Annotated in this window: 16 protein-coding genes; 9 read left to right on the forward strand and 7 right to left on the reverse strand. The window is 72.5% G+C overall.

Annotated features, from left to right (window positions below; genetic code table 11):
* Positions 1-99 precede the first annotated feature (99 nt).
* Both AB0C33_RS40180 and AB0C33_RS40185 read left to right on the forward strand, forming a co-directional pair.
* Positions 100-1911: a BTAD domain-containing putative transcriptional regulator gene (locus tag AB0C33_RS40180; RefSeq protein ID WP_358297931.1), complete on the forward strand. Its 1812-nt coding sequence runs from the start codon at positions 100-102 to the stop codon at positions 1909-1911.
* 142 nt (positions 1912-2053) lie between these two features.
* Entirely contained in the window at positions 2054-2872 is an 819-nt protein-coding gene (locus tag AB0C33_RS40185; RefSeq protein WP_358297933.1) for a DUF4344 domain-containing metallopeptidase, read from the forward strand.
* Here AB0C33_RS40185 and AB0C33_RS40190 read toward each other — a convergent pair.
* Positions 2862-4682, reverse strand: a complete 1821-nt coding sequence (locus AB0C33_RS40190) for a BTAD domain-containing putative transcriptional regulator (RefSeq protein ID WP_358297935.1) — start codon at positions 4680-4682, stop codon at positions 2862-2864. The two genes, AB0C33_RS40185 and AB0C33_RS40190, sit on opposite strands and share 11 nt — an antisense overlap.
* A gap of 605 nt (positions 4683-5287) precedes the next feature.
* Between AB0C33_RS40190 and AB0C33_RS40195 the strand changes: the two genes are divergently transcribed.
* Genes AB0C33_RS40195 through AB0C33_RS40210 form a run of 4 tightly spaced genes read left to right on the forward strand, consistent with a single transcriptional unit; the run spans position 5288 to position 11869 of the window.
* Positions 5288-7453 carry a TOMM precursor leader peptide-binding protein gene (locus tag AB0C33_RS40195; RefSeq protein ID WP_358297937.1) on the forward strand — a complete coding sequence of 722 codons (2166 nt, stop codon included), beginning with the start codon at positions 5288-5290 and terminating at the stop codon, positions 7451-7453.
* 11 nt (positions 7454-7464) lie between these two features.
* Complete coding sequence (locus tag AB0C33_RS40200) at positions 7465-8787, forward strand: SagB family peptide dehydrogenase (RefSeq protein ID WP_358297939.1); 1323 nt, start codon at positions 7465-7467, stop codon at positions 8785-8787.
* Complete coding sequence (locus AB0C33_RS40205; protein ID WP_358297941.1) at positions 8784-11120, forward strand: lantibiotic dehydratase; 2337 nt, start codon at positions 8784-8786, stop codon at positions 11118-11120. Before AB0C33_RS40200 ends, AB0C33_RS40205 begins: the two co-directional genes overlap by 4 nt.
* Entirely contained in the window at positions 11117-11869 is a 753-nt protein-coding gene (locus tag AB0C33_RS40210) for a thiopeptide-type bacteriocin biosynthesis protein (protein WP_358297943.1), read from the forward strand. The genes AB0C33_RS40205 and AB0C33_RS40210 overlap by 4 nt, the downstream gene beginning before the upstream one ends.
* Here AB0C33_RS40210 and AB0C33_RS40215 read toward each other — a convergent pair.
* The 3 genes from AB0C33_RS40215 to AB0C33_RS40225 all read right to left on the reverse strand — a co-directional run bounded on the left by AB0C33_RS40215 (position 11855) and on the right by AB0C33_RS40225 (position 15068).
* Entirely contained in the window at positions 11855-12790 is a 936-nt protein-coding gene (locus AB0C33_RS40215; protein WP_358297945.1) for a LuxR C-terminal-related transcriptional regulator, read from the reverse strand. The two genes, AB0C33_RS40210 and AB0C33_RS40215, sit on opposite strands and share 15 nt — an antisense overlap.
* The gene (locus AB0C33_RS40220) at positions 12778-13851 is read right to left on the reverse strand and encodes a cytochrome P450 (RefSeq protein ID WP_358297947.1); all 1074 of its coding nucleotides are present in this window, start codon (positions 13849-13851) and stop codon (positions 12778-12780) included. Before AB0C33_RS40220 ends, AB0C33_RS40215 begins: the two co-directional genes overlap by 13 nt.
* 608 nt (positions 13852-14459) lie before the next feature.
* Positions 14460-15068 carry an XRE family transcriptional regulator gene (locus tag AB0C33_RS40225; RefSeq protein WP_358297949.1) on the reverse strand — a complete coding sequence of 203 codons (609 nt, stop codon included), beginning with the start codon at positions 15066-15068 and terminating at the stop codon, positions 14460-14462.
* Positions 15069-15181: 113 nt separating this feature from the next.
* On the opposite strand from AB0C33_RS40225, the gene AB0C33_RS40230 reads away from it, so the two are divergent.
* The gene (locus AB0C33_RS40230; RefSeq protein ID WP_358297951.1) at positions 15182-16003 is read left to right on the forward strand and encodes an MBL fold metallo-hydrolase; all 822 of its coding nucleotides are present in this window, start codon (positions 15182-15184) and stop codon (positions 16001-16003) included.
* Between the two features lie 56 nt (positions 16004-16059).
* Here the strand turns inward: AB0C33_RS40230 and AB0C33_RS40235 are convergent, their stop codons facing one another.
* Together AB0C33_RS40235 and AB0C33_RS40240 are read right to left on the reverse strand one after the other, a co-directional pair.
* On the reverse strand, positions 16060-16272 hold the full coding sequence (locus AB0C33_RS40235) for a hypothetical protein (protein WP_358297953.1): 213 nt from the start codon (positions 16270-16272) through the stop codon (positions 16060-16062).
* A 378-nt stretch (positions 16273-16650) separates the two neighbouring features.
* Positions 16651-17580, reverse strand: a complete 930-nt coding sequence (locus tag AB0C33_RS40240; RefSeq protein ID WP_358297955.1) for a zinc-binding dehydrogenase — start codon at positions 17578-17580, stop codon at positions 16651-16653.
* A 75-nt stretch (positions 17581-17655) separates the two neighbouring features.
* Here AB0C33_RS40240 and AB0C33_RS40245 point away from each other — a divergent pair, with 75 nt between their 5' ends.
* Positions 17656-18297: a TetR family transcriptional regulator gene (locus tag AB0C33_RS40245; RefSeq protein ID WP_358297957.1), complete on the forward strand. Its 642-nt coding sequence runs from the start codon at positions 17656-17658 to the stop codon at positions 18295-18297.
* Positions 18298-18316: 19 nt separating this feature from the next.
* On the opposite strand, the gene AB0C33_RS40250 is transcribed toward AB0C33_RS40245, so the two are convergent.
* Positions 18317-18904: a helix-turn-helix domain-containing protein gene (locus AB0C33_RS40250; protein ID WP_358297959.1), complete on the reverse strand. Its 588-nt coding sequence runs from the start codon at positions 18902-18904 to the stop codon at positions 18317-18319.
* 105 nt (positions 18905-19009) lie between these two features.
* Here AB0C33_RS40250 and AB0C33_RS40255 point away from each other — a divergent pair, with 105 nt between their 5' ends.
* On the forward strand, positions 19010-20467 hold the full coding sequence (locus AB0C33_RS40255) for an MFS transporter (protein ID WP_358297961.1): 1458 nt from the start codon (positions 19010-19012) through the stop codon (positions 20465-20467).
* Positions 20468-20536 lie beyond the last annotated feature (69 nt).

A 20536-nucleotide genomic window follows, 5' to 3' on the forward strand; every position in this document is an offset into this window, starting at 1 on the left:
CGAGTCATCGAAGAGAGCAAATGACTATCATTCGTACAAATATTCCGAAGGCGCGGTATGGAACGATCTCACAGGTTGTACTTTTCGGTGCTGGGTCCGGTGCGGGCCTGGGAAGGCGACAAAGAGCTCAACCTCGGCTCGCCGCAGCAGCGCGCGGTGCTCGGCGCCCTCCTCCTCCACGAGGGCAGGGCGATCACCTGCGACGCGCTCATCGCCGCGATCTGGGGACAGGAGCCGCCGTTGCGCGCCCTCAGCACCCTGCGCACCTACGCCTACCGCCTGCGCAAGGTGCTGGAAGCCGACAGGTCGCGGCCGGGCGTGGTCGTCTCCGCCGGCACCGGCTACGCCCTGTCCGTCCCCCGGGACGCGCTGGACGTCGCCGTCTTCGAGGACAGGTACGCCGAGGCCGAGAAGGCCCGCGCGGAAGGCGACCTCACCCGTGCGCGCACGCTGATGTCAGCGGCCCTCGGGCTGTGGCAGGGCGACGCCATGGACGGCACGGTCGGGCCGTACGCCGAGGCTCAGCGCGACCGGCTCGGCGCTCGCCGCCTGAGCGCCCTGCAGGTCAAGCTCGAACTCGACATCGAGCTCGGACGGGCCACGGAGGCCGCGGCGGAGCTGGCCGTGCTGTCGGCCGCGCACCCGCTGCGGGAGTCGCTGAGCGCTCTGCTGATGCTGGCCCTGTTCCGCTGCGGCCGGCAGGCGGAGGCGCTGGAGGTCTTCGACCGCACCAGGCGTCTGCTCGCCGAGGAACTCGGCATCGACCCCGGAGGCGAGCTCAGGGAGCTGCACCAGCGCATCCTGACGTCGGACCCTGAGCTGCTGCCCGCCCGGGTCGACCCCAGACCCGGCCCGAGGCCCGCACCGGCCCGCCACGAGGACGAGGCACTCCCCCGGGTGGCCCAACTGCCGGCCGACCTGTCCGACTTCACCGGCAGGGACGACGAGGTCGCCCTGCTCGGCGAGGTGCTGAAGTCCGGCTCCGGGCAGGCGACCACCGTGGTGAGCCTTTCCGGCAAGGGCGGCGCGGGCAAGACGGCCCTGGCGATCCACGTCGCCCACCTGCTCAGCGACGCCTTCCCCGACGGCCAGCTCTACATCGACCTGTGCGGGGCCGGCGGCCGGCCCGTCGAGCCCGCCGCGGCGCTGCGCGCGTTCCTGTGCGCGCTCGGCCATCCTGACCTGGACGTCCCCGAGGACCCGGCACAGCGGGCGGCGCTGTTCCGCAGCTTCATGGTCAACCGCAGGATGCTCGTCGTCCTGGACGACGCCGTGGACGACGCGCAGGTCAGGCCCCTGCTGCCGGGGACGGGAGGCTGCGCCGTGCTGGTGACGAGCAGGGCCAAGCCCGCGGGGCTGCCGACCACCGGCCGAGTCGACCTCGACGTGCTCGAACCCCGCGACGCGATGCGGCTGTTCACCAGGATCGTGGGGGAAGACCGAGTCGCCGCCGAGCCGGCGGCGGCGCAGGACGCGGTCGCTCTGTGCGGGTTCCTGCCGCTCGCGGTGCGCATCGCGGCCTCCCGGCTGGTCTCCAGGCCGCTGTGGACGATCTCCTCCCTGGTCAGGAGGCTGGCCGACGAGCGCACCCGTCTCTCGGAGCTGCGGCTCGGCACCATGACCGTCGAGGCGACCTTCCGGCTCGGCTACGAGCGGCTCGGCGCGACGCAGGCACGGGCCTTCAGGCTGCTCACCGATCTCCCCACCACCTCGTTCTCGCTGCCTGTCGCGGCGGCCGTGCTCGGCCTTGAGACGCTCGACGCTGAGGAGATCGTCGAGGGCCTCGTCGACCTGGGCATGCTCGACTCGCCCAGCCCGGGTCACTATCGCTTCCACACGCTGCTGTGGCTCTACGGCCGGACCCTCGCCGAACCGTCGGACAACCTCGTCGTGCCGATGGTCATGACCTGAGACGATGGCCCGCCGTCGTCGACAGCCGATCGACGGCACATTGACGGAACCGCCGGTGGCGCACGCGGACGCGGAGACCATCCGTCCATCGGACACCAAGATCGTGACTGCAGGATCCGAGGGTCAACTCAGACCTGGAGACATGATGAAGTGGAATCAACTCACGATGGGCGCCGGCGTGCTGCTCCTCACCACCATGCTGTCCGCCTGCGGCAGCGCGGAGCAGCCGGTGGCGGCCGCGGAGGAAGCCCCCAAGGCGACCCAGGCCGCCGGGGGGAAGTTCGTCGCCGAGTACGGCGAGGCCGACACCGACCTCGCCGCCGAAGGGCTTCAGCTGCTGAAGCCGGGCAAGGTGCTCGAAGGCTTCGCCGCCAGCCTCAACGGCATGCTCATCCTGCCGTACGACGTCACACTGGCCGGTGAGCAGTGCGGCGAGGTGAACGCCTACTACAGCCCCGACGAGAAGAAGATCACCATGTGCTACGAGCTCGTGGCCGACGGCTTCACCCGCTATCGCGACAAGGCCGAGTCGGAGGAGGAGAACGACCAGCACGGCCAGGCCAACCTCGTCGACACGCTGTACCACGAACTCGGCCACGCCGTGATCGACCTCTACGACCTGCCCGCCCTCGGCAAGGAGGACGACGCGGCCGACCAGTTGTCCGCGCTCATGATGTCGCAGAACGACGACGACTCCGCGAGCGTCCAGACGATCAACTACTACTTCTCGTCGGCCGGAGACCAGGACCGGGCCGCGCTCCCGTTCTACGACGAGCACTCGATGGACGAGCAGCGGGCCTTCAACTACATGTGCTGGATCTACGGCTCCGACCCCAAGGCCTACGCCGACTGGGTCGGGGAGGACGGCCTGCCGGAAGGGCGCGCCGCGAAGTGCCCGGCCGAGTACGAGAAGCTCGCCGGCTCCTGGACGAAGCTGCTGGAGCCGCACATCAAGGGCTGAGGGCGAACTGCGGGACACCGGCCCGCACGCCTTCGAGCACGGCCCGCCGCACGACAGGCTGGGTGAACCGCAGCGGCGACCCGGCGCCCAGGATCCCCATGCCGACCAGCGCCGACAGGGCCGCGGCCGCCTGGCTGTCCGGCAGGCCGGCCAGGTCGGCCACAGCGTGAAACTCCGCGTCGTGGTCGAGTGCCGCGACCGCCTCGGCCAGCGCGGCCGCCCCGGGCCCGGCGTGGCGGAGCTGACCGGCCACCCACCGCTCGATGGAGGTGGACCGCTCCCCCGCCCCCTGCGCCCGCACGTGCTCGGTGAGCAGGAACGTGTTGCCGCCGGTCTCACGCAGGCACGAGGAGATGAACGCGGGCTCCGGTTCCACGCCCAACAGCTCGCCGGCGAGGACCGCCGCCGCCTCGCGGGGCAGACCGCCCAGGCGCACGAGGCCGAAGATCGAACAGAGCGACTCCAGCAGCTGACCGTCGCCGGCCGGGACGCCTGTCGCCCTGCTCGCGGCGACCAGGAGGGGCACCCGCTCGATGCGCCTGGCCAGGTAGGCCAGCCAGCGCAACGAGCCGGGGTCGCACCACTGCAGGTCATCGATGAGGATCAGCAGCGGCACCCGCTCCGCCAGCCGCACGGCCAGCCGGTAGAGTGCGTGCAACGCGTCCGGGCCACCCGACGACGGCCGGTTGTGCCAGACGATGTCGGCCGCGGGCTCGACCGTCCCGCTGAGCAGTTGCCGCCGCTCCTGCGCCGGCAGGGCGTACAGGATGGGCTCGAAGATCTGCCGGGCCACGCCGTAGTCGTACTCGCTCTCCAACGGATGCGCCTGCGCCTGCGCCACCTGGAATCCGCGCATGTCGGCCAGGGCCTCCACCCCTCTCAGGAGCTGGGTCTTGCCGGCGCCCGGCACGCCGTCGAACAGCAGGCTGCCGCCGGTGCCGGACTCGGCGGCGGCCATGGCCGCACCGGCGGCCGCGAGCTGGTCGTCCCTGCCGAGGCAGCGCAGGCGGGCGACCGGCTTCCTGGTCGCCACCGGCGCCGGCGGCAGGTCGAGCTCGGAGGTCTGCGCGAGGATGTCGGCCTCAAGTTTGCGCAGCTCGGGCCCCGGATCGACGCCGAGCTCATCGGCCAGGTAGCGACGCGCCTCGGCCAGTACGGCAAGGGCGTCGCCCTGCCTGGAGGAGCGGTAGAGGCCCAGAGCGAGCAGCCGCCAGCCCTCCTCGCGGGTGGGCTGGGCACGCGCGTGCGCCTCCAGCGCCGGTACGGCCTCGGCGTGCCGGCCCAGGGCGAGCAGGATGTCGAGTCTGCGTTCCGTCGCCCCGAGCTGGAGTTCCTGCAGCCTGGTCGCCTCTCCCCGCGCCCACAGGGTGTGCGCGAACTCGGCGTAGGCCGGGCCCCGCCACAGGCCGAGTGCCTCGTCGACCAGGTCGAGGGCGGTACGTGGCTCTGTGGCCGCTCTGGCCTGCTGCAGCAGCCGCTCGAACCTGGCCGAGTCGAGTGCCGGCTCCTCCACCCGCAGGACGTAGCCGCGCGGCTCGGTGATCAGCACGGACGGCTTGCCGGGTTCCCGCGCGGGCGGCTCGACCACGCGACGCAGCCGGCAGACGAACGTCCGCAACGAGGACAGCGCCTGCGGTGGCGGGTTCCCCTCCCACAGGTCGTCCAGCAACTGGTCGACGGGGATGACCCTCCCGGGCGACAGCAGCAGCCGGGCGAGCACCGCCCTGTTGCGTGGCGTGCCCACCTCCAGACGTTCGTTCCCCCGCCACACCTCGACAGTTCCGAGCACGCCGAAACGCATCGACCGCATCGTTGACCCCCCAACGGTTCCGATCTGAACGCAGGCAATGGTGAGGGGGGCCGGTAGACGTTTCATGGACGAAGAATCGACGACCCGTTGATCGCCGTCCCGTGCCTCAGGTTGCTGTCGTGGCACCTTCCTGCCGTCTGTTTTCCGTGGCGAATTCCCAAAATGCCGGGCAGAGTGGCTCCCGTTCCCCGGAATCACCGAAAGGAGGAACCATGGACCATTCCATGGGCACGGCTCCGGAACTGACCATCGAGGACCTGAGCCAGGACGTCGACACGGCGCCGTCGTCACTCAGCTCCGTTTTCTGCGTGGGCTGCGACTGATTATCGAAAGGGCGGACATGGAAGACATCAGCATCGCCGCGACGGACATCACCATCGAGGAACTCTCGGACGCCGAAGGAATCGCACGGGGCTGCACCAGCACCGTCCTGTGCTTCACCCTTCCGCCGACGTAAACACCTGCCGATCTGAACGACAGCCGATTCGGCCCCCCACGCGGGGGGCCGAATCACTTTTCACCCCGAAGGAGCGGAATTGCCGGTCGCCATTGGATTCACCAGGTTCGCCGCGGCGCATGTGGTGCCGGAGCACGGCGTGTTTCTCATGTCCGAACACCGTCAGCTCCTCCTGCGCGGCGCGCTGATCGAGAAGATGGCGCCCCTGCTGGACGGATCCCGCACCCGCGCCGAGGTCGTCGGCGAGCTGGCCGCGGCGTACGGGGCGGAGGCCGTGGAGCGGGCGCTCGGGCAGCTGACCGAGGCAGGGCACGTCGTCGAGATGGATCCGGGCACCGATCGGCGGGCGGCGGGGTACTGGGAGCGTGCCGGGCTGAACGGCGACACGGCCTGCGAGGCGGTGCGCGCCGGCAGCGTGCGGCTGCTGGCGCTGGGCGGCACCCGGCGCGAGTGGTTCACCGTCGCCGCCGACGAGGCGGGTCTGCGCCTGGGCGGCGCCGAGGCCGGCCTCACCGTCGTCCTGACCGACCACTACCTGCACTCCGAGCTGGCCGGCATCAACCGGGCCTGCCTGCGCGAGGGCCGCCCGTGGCTGCTGGCCAAGCCGACGGGCACGACGATCTGGATCGGCCCGCTGTTCCGGCCCGGACGGTCCGCGTGCTGGGCCTGCCTGGAGCACCGCCTGCGCGGCCACCACCCGGTCGCCTCCTTCGTACGGCGGGCCGGCGGCCTGCCCGAGTTGCCGCTGGCGGCCACGGACGTCCCCGCCGGCGTGGCCGTGGCGGTCCGGCTGGCCGCGCTGGAGGCGCAGAAGTGGCTGGCCGGCGCGCGTACGGAGGAAGACGCCGTGATCACGCTCGACACCCTCACGCTGACGCCGGAGCGGCACGCGGTGCAGGCGAGACCGCAGTGCCCCGAATGCGGCACCGCCGACACCAGCCCCGAGCGCGTCCCCGGCGCCGTGCGATTCACCGACCGCGTCAAGGCGGCCACGTCGGACGGAGGGCACCGGGCCCGGGATCCCGAGCGGTTCCTCGCCGACCACCAGCATCTGGTCAGCCCGGTCACCGGCCTCGTCCCCCGCCTGGTGAAACAGGAGACCGACACGGACCTGCTGCACACCTACACCGCCGGGCACAACTTCGCCGCCCGCGCGCGCGACCTGGACGGGCTGCGGTCCGGCCTGCGCATGAGCAGCGGCGGCAAGGGCCGCAGCGACGTGCAGGCCAAGGCCGGCGCGCTGGCCGAGGCCATCGAGCGCTACTCGGGGGTCTTCCAGGGGGACGAGCCCCGCGTCACCGGCTCGTTGCGCTCGCTCGGGGACCGGGCCGTCCACCCCAATGCCGTCTCCCGCTACAGCGACCGGCAGATCAGCGAACGCGATTCCTGGAACGCCGGGGACTGCCCGTTCCACTGGGTGCCCGAGGCTTTCGACGAGGACGCCGAGCTGGAATGGAGCCCGGTGTGGTCGCTGACCGAACAGCGCCACAAATACCTGCCGACCGGCTCCCTCTACTACCAATACCCCGGCGGCGGCATGGTGAAGGCCGACTCCAACGGCGCCGCCGCGGGATCCAGCACGGAGGACGCCGCGCTGCAGGGATTCCTGGAACTCGTCGAGCGCGACAGCGTCGCCATCTGGTGGTACAACCGGATTTCCCGTCCGGGCGTGGAGCTGGCCGGATTCGGTGACGACTATTTCCTCCGATGGCAGCACGAGTACCACCGGATGAATCGCGAGACGTGGATTCTCGACCTCACCACCGATCTCGGCGTCCCGGTCGCCGCGGCCGTTTCCCGGCGATACGACAAACCGGCGGAGGACATTCTCGTCGCGTTCGGCGCGCATTTCGACATGCGCATCGCCGTTTCGCGGGCCATGACCGAGATGAACCAGTTCCTGCCCGCGGTGCTGCCCATGCGGGCCGACGGGACGGGTTCCTACGCCTACGACGATCCGTACCAGGTGCGGTGGTGGCGTACGGCGACCGTCGCGAACCAGCCCTACCTGCTGCCCCACGCGAGCCTGCCCGCCCGGACGGCCGCCGACCACCCCTGCGTCTTCCGTCCCAACCTCCGCGACGACCTGCTGGAGGCGCAGCGGATCGTGGAGGGCAAGGGGATGGAGATGCTGGTGCTCGATCAGACCCGGCCGGACACCGGGCTGCCCGTGGTGAAGGTCATCGTGCCCGGTATGCGGCATTTCTGGCCCCGCTATGCGCCCGGACGCCTCTACGACGTGCCCGTGGAGCTGGGCTGGCTGCCGGAGCCGCGCACCGAGGACCAGCTCAACCCCATCGGCGTCTTCGTCTGAGGAGTGGTGAGATGAACCCGGAGCTGTCGCCGCGCCTGGCCTTCAGGGAGGGCGTGCAGGTGCTGCCGGAAGGCTCGGTCACGCACGTACGGCACGCCAAGGCGGCCTTCCGCCTCCGGGGGGTGCCGCCTGCGCTGCGGGCCGCGCTCCACCGCCTCGCGGGCGGGCGCGTCGCCTGCGACCCAGAGCTCGACCGGCTGTGCGCCCGGCTGTCCCCGCTGGTCACCAGCTTCCTCGTCGACGCCGAGGACCGTCCCGTGCTGAGCGTCGAGCGGCTGACGCGCACCGCCACGTTCGCGCCGGCGCCCCTCGCCGCCGGGACGCGGGTCCGGCTCTCCCGGTTCACGATGTCCCGCCGGCACCAGGGAGACCTCGTCCTGGAGTCGCCGCTGTCGATGGTCCGCCTGCGCTGGCACTCGGACGAGGGCTGGCGATTCATGGCGGGCCTGTCGGCCGGCCGGGCGGCGTCCGGGCTCACCGACGCCTACCTGCACGCCGCCGGGCTGCTGGAGCTCGACACCGGCAGCGGATTCCACGAGCCGGACGTCCTGCGCCAGTGGGAGTTCCACGATCTGCTCTTCCACTCGCGCAGCAGGCTGGGACGGCACGGCGAGCCGTTCGGCGCCACGTACCCGTTCAGGGGAGAGATCCCGCCGCGGCCCGCCGTGAGACGGCCGCCCGCGGGGCCGGTCGTCGGTCTTCCCGCACCCGACCTGGACGCGGCCTGCGAGCGCGACCCGGCCTTCACCGACGTGCTGGAGCAGCGGCGCTCGATCCGCGAGTACGGACAGCGGCCGCTGCGGGCGGACCAGGTGGCGGAGTTCCTGTACCGGGTGGCGCGGGTGCGTTCGCTCACAGACGCCGAGGGGCTGCCCTACCAGGCCAGCTCGCGGCCCTATCCGTCCGGCGGCGCCTGCTACGACCTGGAGCTCTACCCGCTCGTCGAGAGGTGCGACGGCCTGGCCTCCGGGATCTACCACTACGACCCGCTGGGTCACCGGCTGACCGGCGTCGAGGCCCGCTCCGCCGACCTGGCGAGGATACTGGGTGACGCCCGCGCGGCCGCCGGGCTGGACTGCTCCCCCGACGTCATGTTCGTGATCACCTCGCGCTTCCAGCGTCTGTCCTGGAAGTACCGGGGCCTGGCGTACGCGGCCACGCTCAAGAACGTCGGCGTGCTCTACCAGACGATGTACCTGGTGGCGACCGCCATGGGGCTGGCGCCGTGCGCGCTCGGGTCGGGCGACTCCGAGCTGTCGGCCCGGGTGCTCGGCCTCGACCGGCTCGAGGAGTCGGCCGTGGGCGAGTTCATGCTGGGCAGCCGTCCCTCATGACGCCCGTCGTGGCCCTGGTGCTGATGAGGGTGGCCGGACTGCCGGTGCGGGATCTCGACGTGCTGGTCGCCCCCGAGCTCGGCGGCCTGCTGGAGCGGGCCGCCGAGCAGCGCGACCGCTCGGCGGAGCTCGGCCGCCGGGTCGCCGGCGCCCTGCACGACGTCGTCCCCCGCCTGGCGGACGAGGCCCGGCGGGAGGCGCTCAGGCTGCGGCGGGACGCCCACAACGGCCGCTGCACCGACCGCACGCGCGCCGCCGCCGGCGCCGTGGAACAGTACCTCGACCGTGAGCTCCGCGATCTCGTCGGCTCCTGGCTCCGCTCGGTCACCGCGCTGCGGGCGAGCCTGGCCGAGACCGACCGGGCGGCGGCCGCGCACGTCGCGGCGGCCGGCCGCCAGGTGTTCGGCCTGCTGACCCGGCCCGGCATCATGGGCACGCTCGCGCTGGCGAGCCCCGCCTTCACGCGCGTCCTGCTCGGCCCCGGATCCGCCCGGCCGTCCCCGCCGGACAGCAGGACGTGCAGGACCGCCGTGTCGTACGCCACCAGGGCGGCGCTGAAGCCGAGCCCGTTCGGGTCGCTGGGCCGCACCGTCCCCTCGACCGCGACGGTGAGCTCTCCCCTTCATCTGGCGGTCGCCCTCGTCCGGGCCTGCGCGCAGCACCCGGGCCTGTCGTCGCGGTTCCCCTCCCGGGTCAACCCGAGCCTGCGCGACGTCGCGGGAAGGTGGTACGCGATGCTGCCCTGCTACGACGTGCCCGCCGGGCTCCTGCCGCATCGCTGGGACGAGCTGACGGACGCCTCCCTCTACGTGCCCGGCCCCCTCACCCCTGACCACCCGGACAGTGCCCAGCCTCCCGACGCCCGGCCTCCTGACGCCCGGCCGCTCGACGGCTGGCCCGGAGCCGGGACGGAGCTGGCCGGCAGGTGGGTGGAGATGGGGCTGCTGCTCCCCGACGTCCCGTGGCGATCCGGTGAACGCGACTGGCTGGCCCGGCTCGCCGACCGCGTACCCGCGGGACCCGTGTCCGGCGCCCTCGCCGAGTTGAAACGGGCCGAACAGCGGATGCCGGCCGCCGACGCCGCCGAGCGGGTACGGCTCGACGCCCAGGTACGGCAGGCCGCCGCCGACGCCTTCGAACGCCTGGACACCTCCCCGCCCGCCTGGCTCCGGAACGCCCCCCTGTTCCACGAGACCCTGCCCGCCGACGACGTCCCGCTGCCCGCCCTCCCCCCGCAGGTGAGCGAGGACCTGGGTGTCGTGGCGGCGCAGATCCGGGCCGGGCTCGGCCGAACACGCCTGTACGAGGGCCTGGTCCGGCACTTCGTCGCCCGGTACGGCCCCGGCGGACACTGCGACGACCTCCTGGAGTTCCTCTACACCTATCCGTGGACCGCCGCCCCCTCCCCGGCGCACCCGCCACAACCCGGCGGCACGCTGGGCCTCCCCGCCGCCACGGTGTTCTACCAGATCGCCGCGGACGACCGCGCGGCCCTCGACCGGGGCGACTACACCCTGGTGGTCAACCAGGTCTGCGTCGAGCCGGGCGGGCAGGCCGCGCGATGGGACGGCGCCCACGGCACGGCGGACACGCTGCGGGCCTGGATCTCCTCGCTGCACCCGGGGTGCACGGTGTACGAGCTGCTCGCCGGAGCCGACTTCGCCGCCGTGCAGATGCCGGCCGCCCGGCTCTTCGAGCGCGTCGCCTGGCCGTCCGACCTCGGCCCTCCGCAGGGCCGCGACCTGCGCGGCTTCGCGGTGACCCACGACCGCCGGACCGGCACGCTGCAGGTCCGTGATCCGGCGGGCACCCGTGCCGCCTTCGTCTATCTGGGCGCCGTGCCGCTGCCCCTGCTTCACGGGCCGGTGCGGCTGCTGGCCACGCTGACCCACCCCTGGATCCCGGCGTCCCTGGAGACGCCGGGAACGCCGGGAACGCCGGGAGCGCCGGGAGCGCCGGGAGCGCCGGGAGCGCCGGCCGCGAGGGTGCGGCAGGGCAGGGTGGTCATGAGCCGGGCGCGGTGGCGTCTGCCCGCCGCCGCCGTCCCGCGGCGTACCGGCTCGTGGGCCCGGCACCTGGCGGACCTCGACGTCTGGCGGGCCGCTCATGGCGTCCCGCGTCAGGTGTTCGTACGGCGCGGCGGGCGCAAACCGTTCTGGGTGGACTTCCGCGCGCCGCACACCGTCGCGCTGCTCGACCACGAGCTGACCGGCGGGGAGATCGAACTGACCGAGGCCCTGCCCACCCGTGAGCAGCACTGGGTGCGCGACGGCTCCGGCCGTGCCCGTGCCGCCGAGTTCGTCGCCCTCGTCCGGCTGGACGGCGGCGCATGAGGTGGGACTGGCTCTACTACCGGCTGCTCGTCCAGTCGGGAGACCACCTCCAGGACGTGGTGGAGCACCCGCTGAGCCGGCTGATCGGCGCGGCCGACGGGATCGAGCGGTGGTTCTTCCTCCGGTTCACCGACCGGTGGGGCCCGCACGTCCGGCTGCGCCTGGCGGCGACGCCGGACCGGATCTCCGGCCTGCGGCGGCTCGCGCGGCAGGTGTTCGAGGTCCGGGACGCGTGGCCGAAGCGCCTGACCGAGTCCTGGCGCGGTGCGGCACTGTCCCTCTACGAGCCCGAGCTGGCCAAGTACGGCGGCGTCGCCGGCGTGGCGAACGCCGAGCGGGTCTTCCATGCCTCCAGCGAGCTCGCCCTGTCTCTCGCCCCGTCCCTCGCCGGGCCCGGCCGGCGGGAACGGCGGCTGGCCGCCGCGCTGGCCGTCACGTGGACGGCGGCCGAGCTGCTGCCGCCGACGGGCCGCAGATCGTTCCTCTACCACATGGCGTGGCACTGGACCGGCCACGACCAGGAGCGGCGAGCCAGGATCCGCCTGCTCGCCGGCCGCCGCCCGGTGGAGCCGGCCCCCCTGAGCGGCCCCGCGTTCGACCTGTACGGGCACCACCTGGAACGGGCCCTGGCCGAGGGGCCTCGGCCCGCCCCGCACCTGCTGTTCCACTTCGTCCACACCACGAACAACCGGCTCGGCCTGAACGTGCTGGAGGAGGCGCTGATCGCCGAGCAGCTACTCCTCGGCTGACGGAGTCAGCTCCTTGGCCAGGTATCCGGCCTGGAAACGGCTCTGTGCGCCCAGCGTCTTCATGATCTCGGCGATGTGCCGGCGGCACGACCTGACCGACAGCCCGATCGCGCGGGCGATGAACTCGTCCTTGGCCCCCTCCGCCAGCATGGCCAGGATGGTCGAGCGCAGGTCGTCCAGCACCGGCGCGCTGTACTCCGCGGCGAACTGCTCCCCCGACGTCCAGTACGACTCGAAGACCCGGCGCACGAACGCCACCAGCGCCGGCTCCCGGACCACCAGCATCATCGCCGGCTCGCCGGACGCCGGGACGAGCGCGACCCTGGCGTCCAGGACGACGACGCGCGCGGGCACCTCGGCGACGCTGCGCACCTGCGCGCCCATGCCGGACAGGTCGAGCACGTCCTGACGCGACCTCGCGACGCGCCGGTGCGCGTGCGGGCACAGCAGCCGGACCGCGACGCCGCGCTCCAGCGCGCGGCGAAGCCCGCGGGCAATCGATTCCTCCCCCGGCTGCGCCACGGCCACCTCCTCGACGCAGGCGGACAGCTCGCTGTCGAGCAGCGCCTCCGCCTCCACCATGGGGACGGCGGTGACGGCCTGCTCCCGCCACCCGTCGAGCGCCTGCACGTACAGCGGCCCGAACTCGGCCAGCACGCTGCGGGTACGTTCCAGCCGCAGCTGTTCGAGACGGAGCCGGGCCTCCTCCTGCAGGGTCTCGGCCGCCACCAGGGCCGGCCCGATCGCGTGCAGGCGGCCTGCTGCGTCCTCACGCAGCAGGCCCAATCCGGTGAGCCAGGTCGTGGCCCGCGCAGGGGGCTCCCGGAGCCGGAGACCCTCCCGCAGTTCGGCCATGGTGGCCCCGCCATGCCGGACCACGTGCAGATAGATCTGCACGGCCTCGTCGCTCAGCTCGGGCATCGGTGCTCGTCCCACACCATGGGCAGCCGCTCGAAGTCCTCGGTCGTGGTGCCCCCCACCTGGCGGAGCTCCGCCACCGGGATGGCCAGCCGGAGGCCGGGGAGGCGGCGCAGGATCGCGCTCACCGCCTCGGTGAGTTCGACCCTGGCCAGCCCGGCGCCCACGCAGTGGCGCGGACCGCGGCCGAAGGCGAGATGCGGGGCCGGAGAGCTTCGCGTGACGACGAAACTGCCCGCGTCGGGGAAGACGCCGGGATCCCTGTTGGCCGCCGGCACGTTGAGCAGGATCCCGTCCCCCTCCCTGATCGTCACCCCGCCGATCCTGAGGTCGGCGTGCGCGTAGCGGGGTATCCCGTGGGTGTTGGCGGACGCCAGCCGTAACCCCTCCTCCACCGCGGCCTCGACGAGCGCCGGACTCCGCTGGACCAGCGCCCGCTGGTCGGGGCAGGCCAGCAGGAAGGCCGTCACGAAGTCGACGCGTAGGGCCGTGGTGGCGTACCCGCCGAAGAGCACCGCCGCGCCGAGGCGCGCGAGCTCGGCGACGGAGAACGGGCTCTCGGCGACGACCAGATCGCTCAGCAGGTCCCGCGCCGGCCGGCGGCGCTTGCGGTGGAGCAGTTCCTCCATGTATGCGACAAGCCTGCTCCAGGCCGCCCAACTCCGCTCCGGCTCGCTCAGCAGGCTCGCCTCGTCGGCCCAGGCGGCGAAGTCGTCACGGTCGGCGTACGGCACGCCGAGCAGCTCGCAGATGACCCGCCCGGCCAGCGGACGTGAGAAGCAGGCCCGCAGGTCCGCCGGAGGACCGTGGGCGGCCACGCCGTCCAGCACCTCCTCCGCGGTGCGCCGGACGAACCCGCGGAGCGCGGCCGTCCTCCTGGCGGAGAAGGCCGGATTGAGCAGCCGCCGCATCGCGGCGTGATCCGCCCGCTCACTCGCGTGTGCGCCCGCCGGGCCGCCCAGCCTGATCGAGCCGGACAGGCGGGCGGCCCGTTCGGGGCACGGGTGCGATCTTCCCAGCCGCCGGTCCGACAGCAGGTCGCGAACCTCGGCGTAGCCCGTCACCAGCCAGGCAGGGTCCCCTGCCGGTGTCGTGACTCTGCGGACGGCCGGGCCTTCCAGATAACCGGCGGCCAGTTCGAACGGGTGAAGTCCGGCAAACGGAAGCCGCGGTGGTTCTTGCACGAGTCATCCCCCAGGTCGTTACGATCATCCCGATCCAAGAACTCGATGATCGACAGCCGGTTGACACGGGGTTGACGGCAGAACCTCGGCGGCCCGCGCCGTCCGGTACGCGACGCACGGCACGGCGGACGAGCTTCTCGTCGGAATCCTGCCGTCGTGACGCGACCTTCGCGGGTGCTCGCGCATGGCGAAGGCATACAGTTCGACATCACCCACGGCCCTCCCCGTTCTCCGGCCGCCGCGGCGTCGGTTGACGCGGCGGTGACCGAGTCGTTCCCCGTCCACCGGCTTTCCGTGGTACGGCTGGCGTTCCTGCTGGCCGGAGACCGGCAGACCGCCGAGGGACGTGGTCCAGGACGCCTTAGCCGCGGTGTGTCGCAGGCGGCCGGCGCGAGGTTCCGCTTCGGTCGGCCGAGGCCGCGGCGCTGCTGGGCGAGACCCTGGCGGAGGTCACCGTCGCCGGTGACCGGTCGGCGATGGGTGAGCGATCAGGGCCGGCGTGAGATGAACATGATGTACTCGCAGGGAGCGTTCGTCCGGTTGGCGAAGCCGTGGTCGGCGTCGGCCTGGAAGAACAGGGAGTCGCCTGTCTCCAGGGTCTCGTTGACCCCGCCGATCGCGACGGTGAGACTGCCTTCGAGCACCAGGAGCTGTTTCTCCGTACCCGGCGGATAGGCGGGCAGCAGCCCGGTGGACACCTGGGCGGGGAGGTGGTGGAAGACCATCTCGGCTCCTCCCGCGCCCGGGGCCGCGGACACCATGTGCCGCTCGAAGCCGGTCTCCGGGTCACGGAACACGGGACGATGGTTCCTGCGCATGACGACGGCCACGCCGGACGCGGCCCCGGCCGGCGCGCCGATCAGGTCCGAGAGCGACGCGTCGAGCGCGTGGGCGATCCTGGACGCGACGCCGATCGTCGGGCTCTTCTCACCGCGTTCGACCTTGGACAACATCGCCCGGCTGACCGACGACTGCGCGGACAGCTGCTCCAGCGTCAGGCCCGCCTCCTCGCGACGTCGCCGCACGTTGACGCCGAACGCGCCGGCCAGGTCGTCACCGTGCTGTGGTTCGGCCACGTTCCCGTCTTTCTCGACCACCGTGCTCCTCGATCGATCCGTCCCTCGCTGTCCCACAGTGTAGGGTTTCTTCTAAAGAAGATACGATCTTCTATCGAAGATGGGCGATGGGCGCCCGACATGACGGAGGTTCCATGCGTTTCACTTCGGGTGGCCGGCTCCACGCCACGTTCGAGTTCGGCGAGCTGCGGGTGATCTCGTTGCGCGACGGGTACATCGACATGCCGCCCACACGGCTGCGCGACGAGGACGGGCGCGCGCTCGACGAGCTGCCGGCCGCCGTCCCGCTGGCCGGCGACAACCTGCGGCTGTCGGTCAACGCCTTCTACGTCACCGACGGCACGCGGTCGGTGCTCATCGACACCGGCGCGTCCGACGCCTGGCACGTCCCCACCATGGGACTGATCTACGACGCGCTCGACGAGGCGGGGGTCGACCGCGCGGACGTGACGGACGCGGCCATCACCCACAACCACGAAGACCACGTGAGCGGCCTGATCGCGCCGGACGGCTCAGAGGCGTTCCCCAAGCTTGAGCGCGTGTGGATCGGCGCGGGCGACGCCTCGGTCTTCGCCGGGCGGCGGCTGGAGCCGGTCCGCGACCGGGTCGTGCCCGTGTCGGAGAAGGTGGCGATCAACGAGTGGGCCACCGCGCTCCCGACGCCGGGCCACACCCCCGGGCACACCGTCTACGAGATCAGCAGCTCCGCCGGCCGTCTTCTCGTCTGGGGCGACACCGTTCACGTCCCCACGCTGCAGTTCGATCGGCCGAAGGTGTCCTGGGAGCTCGACGGCGACCAGGCCGAGGCCCGCGCCGCGCGAGCGGCGCTGCTCGAACGACTGAGCCGGCCACACCACTTCGTGGCCGGCGCCCACCTCGACTCACCCGGCATCGCCCGCGTGACCCCCTCCGGCGAGGGCTACGCGCTGGAATACCTCGCACCGCCGATCGGCTGATCGACCCCGCCGGCTCCGGGCCGCGCCCGCGATGCGGCAGCCGGTCGGTCCGGCGCTCACGCGTCCCGTACACGGGGACGGAGTCCAGGCCGGGCCGGGGCGTCGCCGGCCGTGCCCGGCCGGGCACGGCCGGGCACGGCCACCGGGCCGGACGCCGGGTTGCGGAACCACGCCTTCTGCCCCAGGTACCAGATGGCGGTCCACTCGCCCTGCCGCTCGGCGACGACGTAGCGCTGCCCGGTGGCGGCGCGGGCGGCGTGGTCGTACACGCTGAACTGGACTGGTCCGTCGATGCTTGCCGATGTCCTTGACGAGCGGCGCGTCCTCGCGCGGCTCGGTGTGCAGCCAGACCGAGGCCGACCCGTGGGCCGGGCAGTCGGTTTCGGGGTGTTCGTCGTCGCAGCCGATGTAGTGCGGACGGTTGGTGTCGTAGTCGGGCCGGATCATGACCGTGGCCGTGCCGGAGTCGCCGTCGGGGCTCAGCGGAGCGCCCAGCAGGTCGAAGAAGTGGGCCCGGTCCCATTTCTTTCTGGAGACCCCGGCCTTCTCTCTGGAGACCCCGGCCTTCTCTCTGGAGACCCCGGCCTTCTCTCTGGAGACCCTGCCCCCTCGCGCTGGCTCTCCGGCTCATTCGTCCAGCCCGCCTCTCACGCCAGGTCGAGCACCGCCTTGCCGTGCACGCGGCGGTCGAGGAGGGCGGTCGCCGCCTCGGCGGCGTCGTCCCAGCCGCCGCGCCAGGTGATCTCCGGGCTCAGCGTGCCGTCCGCGACCCGCCCGGCCAGCCAGGTCAGGTCGCGGTGCAGGCCCTGGCAGTAGAGCAGGTGGAAGGTCACCAGCGAGCGGTCGTGGCGGTCGGGCCCGCCGAACAGCGCGCCGAACGGGAAGTTCTCGCCCTCGCCGGTGGAGTGGCCGACGGCGACCAGCGTGCCACCCTCGGCGAGCTGGTCGAACGCCTCGACCAGCGGGACGCCGCCGAGCAGGTCCAGGACGCCGTCGAGCCGTCCGCCGCTCTCGGCGGGAGCGGCGACGACCTCGTCCGCGCCGAGCGCCCGCAGCCCGTCGCCGTGCCGGGCCGGGTCGCCGGTGGCGGTGATGACGTACGCGCCGCCGAGCCGGGCGAGCTGCACGGCGTACCGGCCGACGCCGCCCGTCGCGCCGGTGACCAGGACACGCCGCCCCAGGATCGGCCCGAGGCGGTCGAGCGCGCGCAGCGCGGTGGCGCCGGCGACCGGGATCGTGCTGATCGCGCCGGGGTCCGCGCCCTGCGGCACGACCCCGATCCGGTCGGTCGGAACGGCCCGCAGCTCGGCCCACCCGCCGTCCCAGCCCAGCGTGACCACGGGCGTGCCCGCGGCGGGCCCCGAGCCGTCGGCCGCCGCCTGGACGACGACCCCCGCCGCGTCCCAGCCGAGCACCGTGCCCTCGGGCGCCTCCTGCAGGGCGTGCCTGACCTCGCCGTAGTTGAGCGACGTGGCGGTGACGCGGACCAGCGCCTCGCCGGGCGCCGGCACCGGTTCGGGCGCCTGGCCCACCCGCAGGCCACCGGGAACGGAACGGTCGACGATCAAAGCGCGCATGATGACATCCTCCAAAGTGCCACTGAGTGGCATAAGCCTATAGGAGGCATATGCGCTCCGGATACACTGGGGACGATGACCGCCGACCTGCTGCCGCTCCGCGAGCGCAAGAAGCTCAAGACCAGGGCCACCCTGGTGGACACCGCGCTCGCGCTGTTCACCGAGCGCGGCTTCGACCAGGTGACCCTCGACGAGCTGTGCGCGGAGGTCGAGGTCTCCAAGCGCACGTTCTTCCGCAACTTCGCCAGCAAGGAGGAGGTCGCCTCCGCCCCGCTGGAGGCCCTGTGGACCGCGCTCCTCGACGACGTCGAGCACGCGCCGCTCGGCGGCCGTCCCGTGCTGGAGGTGCTGCAGGAGGCGATGCTCGCGGCGGTGCGCCGGATGTCGGCGGAGGGGCCGGAATGGGTGGCCCGCGTGCGGCTCAGTCAGGAGCTGTCGCAGCGTACGCCGTCCATCGCCGCGCACGGGCTGCAGTTCTGCGACCGCACCAGCGCGGCCTTCGAGACCACCCTGCGCAGGCGGCTCGGCCTCGGCGACCGCGACCACCGGCCCAGGCTGGCGCTCGACCTGCTGGTGGCCGCCTTCCACGCCGCCCTGCGCGGCTGGACCACCGCCTCACCGGACCCCACGCTCGACGACCTGCTCGCCGAACTGCGCACCGTCTTCGCGGCCACGCCGCAGGCGGCGACCTTCACCGGCGACGAGCCGGGCCGCTGAGCCCCCTGGACCGGCAGGTTCAGGCCGGCCCATCCGCCCGGCGGTGGAGCCCGTCGAACATGACGGCCAGAAGCTGATCACGGTGCGCAGGGGTCCGCTCCACCGCCCAGGCGACTGAAGCGATCAGCGAGAAGAGGGCGGACGCGTCCACGTCGGGCCGGATCTCCCCCGCCTGCTGGGCCCTGGTCAGCAGTTGCGCCCCGGCGGCCTTGACGGCCTGGCAGGTGGCGTGGAGTTCGGACGCGGGGTCGGCGAGGCTGTCCACGAGGGCGTCGACCAGGCCGCGATAGACCATGGCATGCTCGACAGCGGCCGTCGTCCAGGTGATCAGGGCCCTGCTCGGGGACGGTGAGGCGAGCAGCTCGTCCGAGCGCGCCCGCAAGCCGCGCAGGCTGTCGCCCAGCAGTGCCTCCAGCAGCGCCTGGCGGGTCGGGAAGTGCCGGTAGAGGGTCACGTTGCCGACGCCGGCGGTGCGCGCGATGTCGTTCAGCGACGCGCCGACACCGTGTTCGGCGAACGCCGCCTGGGCGGTCGTCAGGAGCCGCTCGTAATTGCGTCGCGCATCTTTGCGCCCTACGGGCCGGGCCTGCGTCGACCGATCCGCCACCGGAACCCTCCACACATTTGCCAAAACGAGGAAGCTCCTCGTATCTTAGCCCACCGAAAGCGAGGAGGTTCCTCGTTTATTGTGGACACCATTCCGAGGAGTGCCATGACCGAGCACAGCACGCATGCGGCGAGAACGGGCCGCGGGCCGGCCGGTGCCGCCTCCCACCAGCGCCACCCCGGCCTGGTGCTCGCCATCGTGCTGATCTGCCAGACGATGTTCATCCTGGACACCAACGTGGTGAACATCGCCCTCCCCGACATCCAGCACGACCTCGGCTTCTCCGCGGCCGGCCTGTCCTGGGTGCTCAACGCCTACATGCTGGCCTTCGGCGGTCTGCTGCTGCTCGGCGGTCGCGTGGGCGACATCGTCGGCCAGCGGCGGGCGCTCGTCGGCGGAGTGGCCGTCTTCACCCTCGCCTCACTGGCCGGAGGGCTGGCCACCTCGGCCGGGATGCTGCTGGCGGCCCGTGCCGGTCAGGGGATCGGCGCCGCCGTCGCCGCACCGACCGTGCTCGCGCTGATCACCGTGGGCTTTTCTGACCCCGCGCCCCGGGCGCGGGCACTGGGGGCTTACGCGGCGGTCTCCGGTTCCGGCGCCGCGATCGGCCTCATCGCCGGCGGCATGCTGACCGACTGGATCTCCTGGCGGTGGGTGCTGTTCATCAACGTGCCGATCGGCGTCGTCCTGCTGATCCTGGCCCCGCTGTTCGTCACCGAGACCGATCGCCACCCGGGCCGCTTCGACCTGGCGGGTTCCCTGACCTCGACACTCGGCATGACCGCGCTCGTCTACGGCTTCATCCGAGCCGCCGAGCAGGGCTTCGGCGACGCGGTCACGCTCGGCGCGCTCGGCGTGGCCGCCGTCCTGCTGGTCCTGTTCGTGGCCGTCGAGTCCCGTGCCCGGCAGCCGATCGTGCCGCTGCGGCTGTTCGCCGACCGCAACCGCGCCGGCGGCTACGTCGTGCTGCTGTTCGTGCTGGCCGCGGGCAACGGCATGTTCTTCTTTCTCACCCAGTTCCTGCAGCAGGTCCGCGGATACAGCCCGTTGCAGGCGGGCTTCGCCTTCGTGCCGCTGGCCCTGGTGATCCTGGCCTCTTCGGGAGCGGCGGCCCGGCTGCTGCCGCGCCTGGGCGCCAAGACGCTGATCGCCGCCGGCGCCGGGGCGATCAGCCTGGCCCTGCTGTGGATGACGCGGCTGACGCCCCAGAGCGACTACGCCTCCGCGCTGCTCGGCCCGATGATGATCGCCGGTCTCGGCATGGGCGCCTTGCTGGTAGGAGCCACCACCGTGTTGTCCTCCGGCATCCAGGCGCGGGACGCCGGCGCCGCCTCGGGCCTGCTCAACGTCATGCAGCAGATCGGCGGCGCGCTGGGGCTGGCCATCCTCGTCACGGTGTTCGGCGCGGCCACGCGCGCTTCGCGCGGACCGTCCCACCAGGTCCTCACCGAGGGGGTCAGCGCGGCCTTCACCGTTGCCGCCGTGTTCACCGCCGCCGCAATCCTCCTGGCCCTGACCATGAAGACCCGTCCGGCTCCCGCGGCCGTCCCTGAGGCGCCGTAGAGCCTCCAGCCTCGCTCGGCTCACGACGTAGGCCCGCGTAGCGTCTCGCGCAGACAGGTGAGCTGGACG

This window comes from Nonomuraea sp. NPDC048881 (genome assembly GCF_040649795.1).
Taxonomy (GTDB): Bacteria; Actinomycetota; Actinomycetes; order Streptosporangiales; family Streptosporangiaceae; genus Nonomuraea.

Coding starts and splice junctions, on each gene's coding strand:
- AB0C33_RS40190 (WP_358297935.1), bottom strand. CDS start 4,682: ATGCGGTCGATGCGTTTCGGCGTGCTCGGAACTGTCGAGGTGTGGCGG.
- AB0C33_RS40200 (WP_358297939.1), top strand. CDS start 7,465: ATGAACCCGGAGCTGTCGCCGCGCCTGGCCTTCAGGGAGGGCGTGCAG.
- AB0C33_RS40240 (WP_358297955.1), bottom strand. CDS start 17,580: ATGCGCGCTTTGATCGTCGACCGTTCCGTTCCCGGTGGCCTGCGGGTG.
- AB0C33_RS40230 (WP_358297951.1), top strand. CDS start 15,182: ATGCGTTTCACTTCGGGTGGCCGGCTCCACGCCACGTTCGAGTTCGGC.
- AB0C33_RS40205 (WP_358297941.1), top strand. CDS start 8,784: ATGACGCCCGTCGTGGCCCTGGTGCTGATGAGGGTGGCCGGACTGCCG.
- AB0C33_RS40245 (WP_358297957.1), top strand. CDS start 17,656: ATGACCGCCGACCTGCTGCCGCTCCGCGAGCGCAAGAAGCTCAAGACC.
- AB0C33_RS40210 (WP_358297943.1), top strand. CDS start 11,117: ATGAGGTGGGACTGGCTCTACTACCGGCTGCTCGTCCAGTCGGGAGAC.
- AB0C33_RS40195 (WP_358297937.1), top strand. CDS start 5,288: ATGTCCGAACACCGTCAGCTCCTCCTGCGCGGCGCGCTGATCGAGAAG.
- AB0C33_RS40215 (WP_358297945.1), bottom strand. CDS start 12,790: ATGCCCGAGCTGAGCGACGAGGCCGTGCAGATCTATCTGCACGTGGTC.
- AB0C33_RS40185 (WP_358297933.1), top strand. CDS start 2,054: ATGATGAAGTGGAATCAACTCACGATGGGCGCCGGCGTGCTGCTCCTC.
- AB0C33_RS40255 (WP_358297961.1), top strand. CDS start 19,010: ATGACCGAGCACAGCACGCATGCGGCGAGAACGGGCCGCGGGCCGGCC.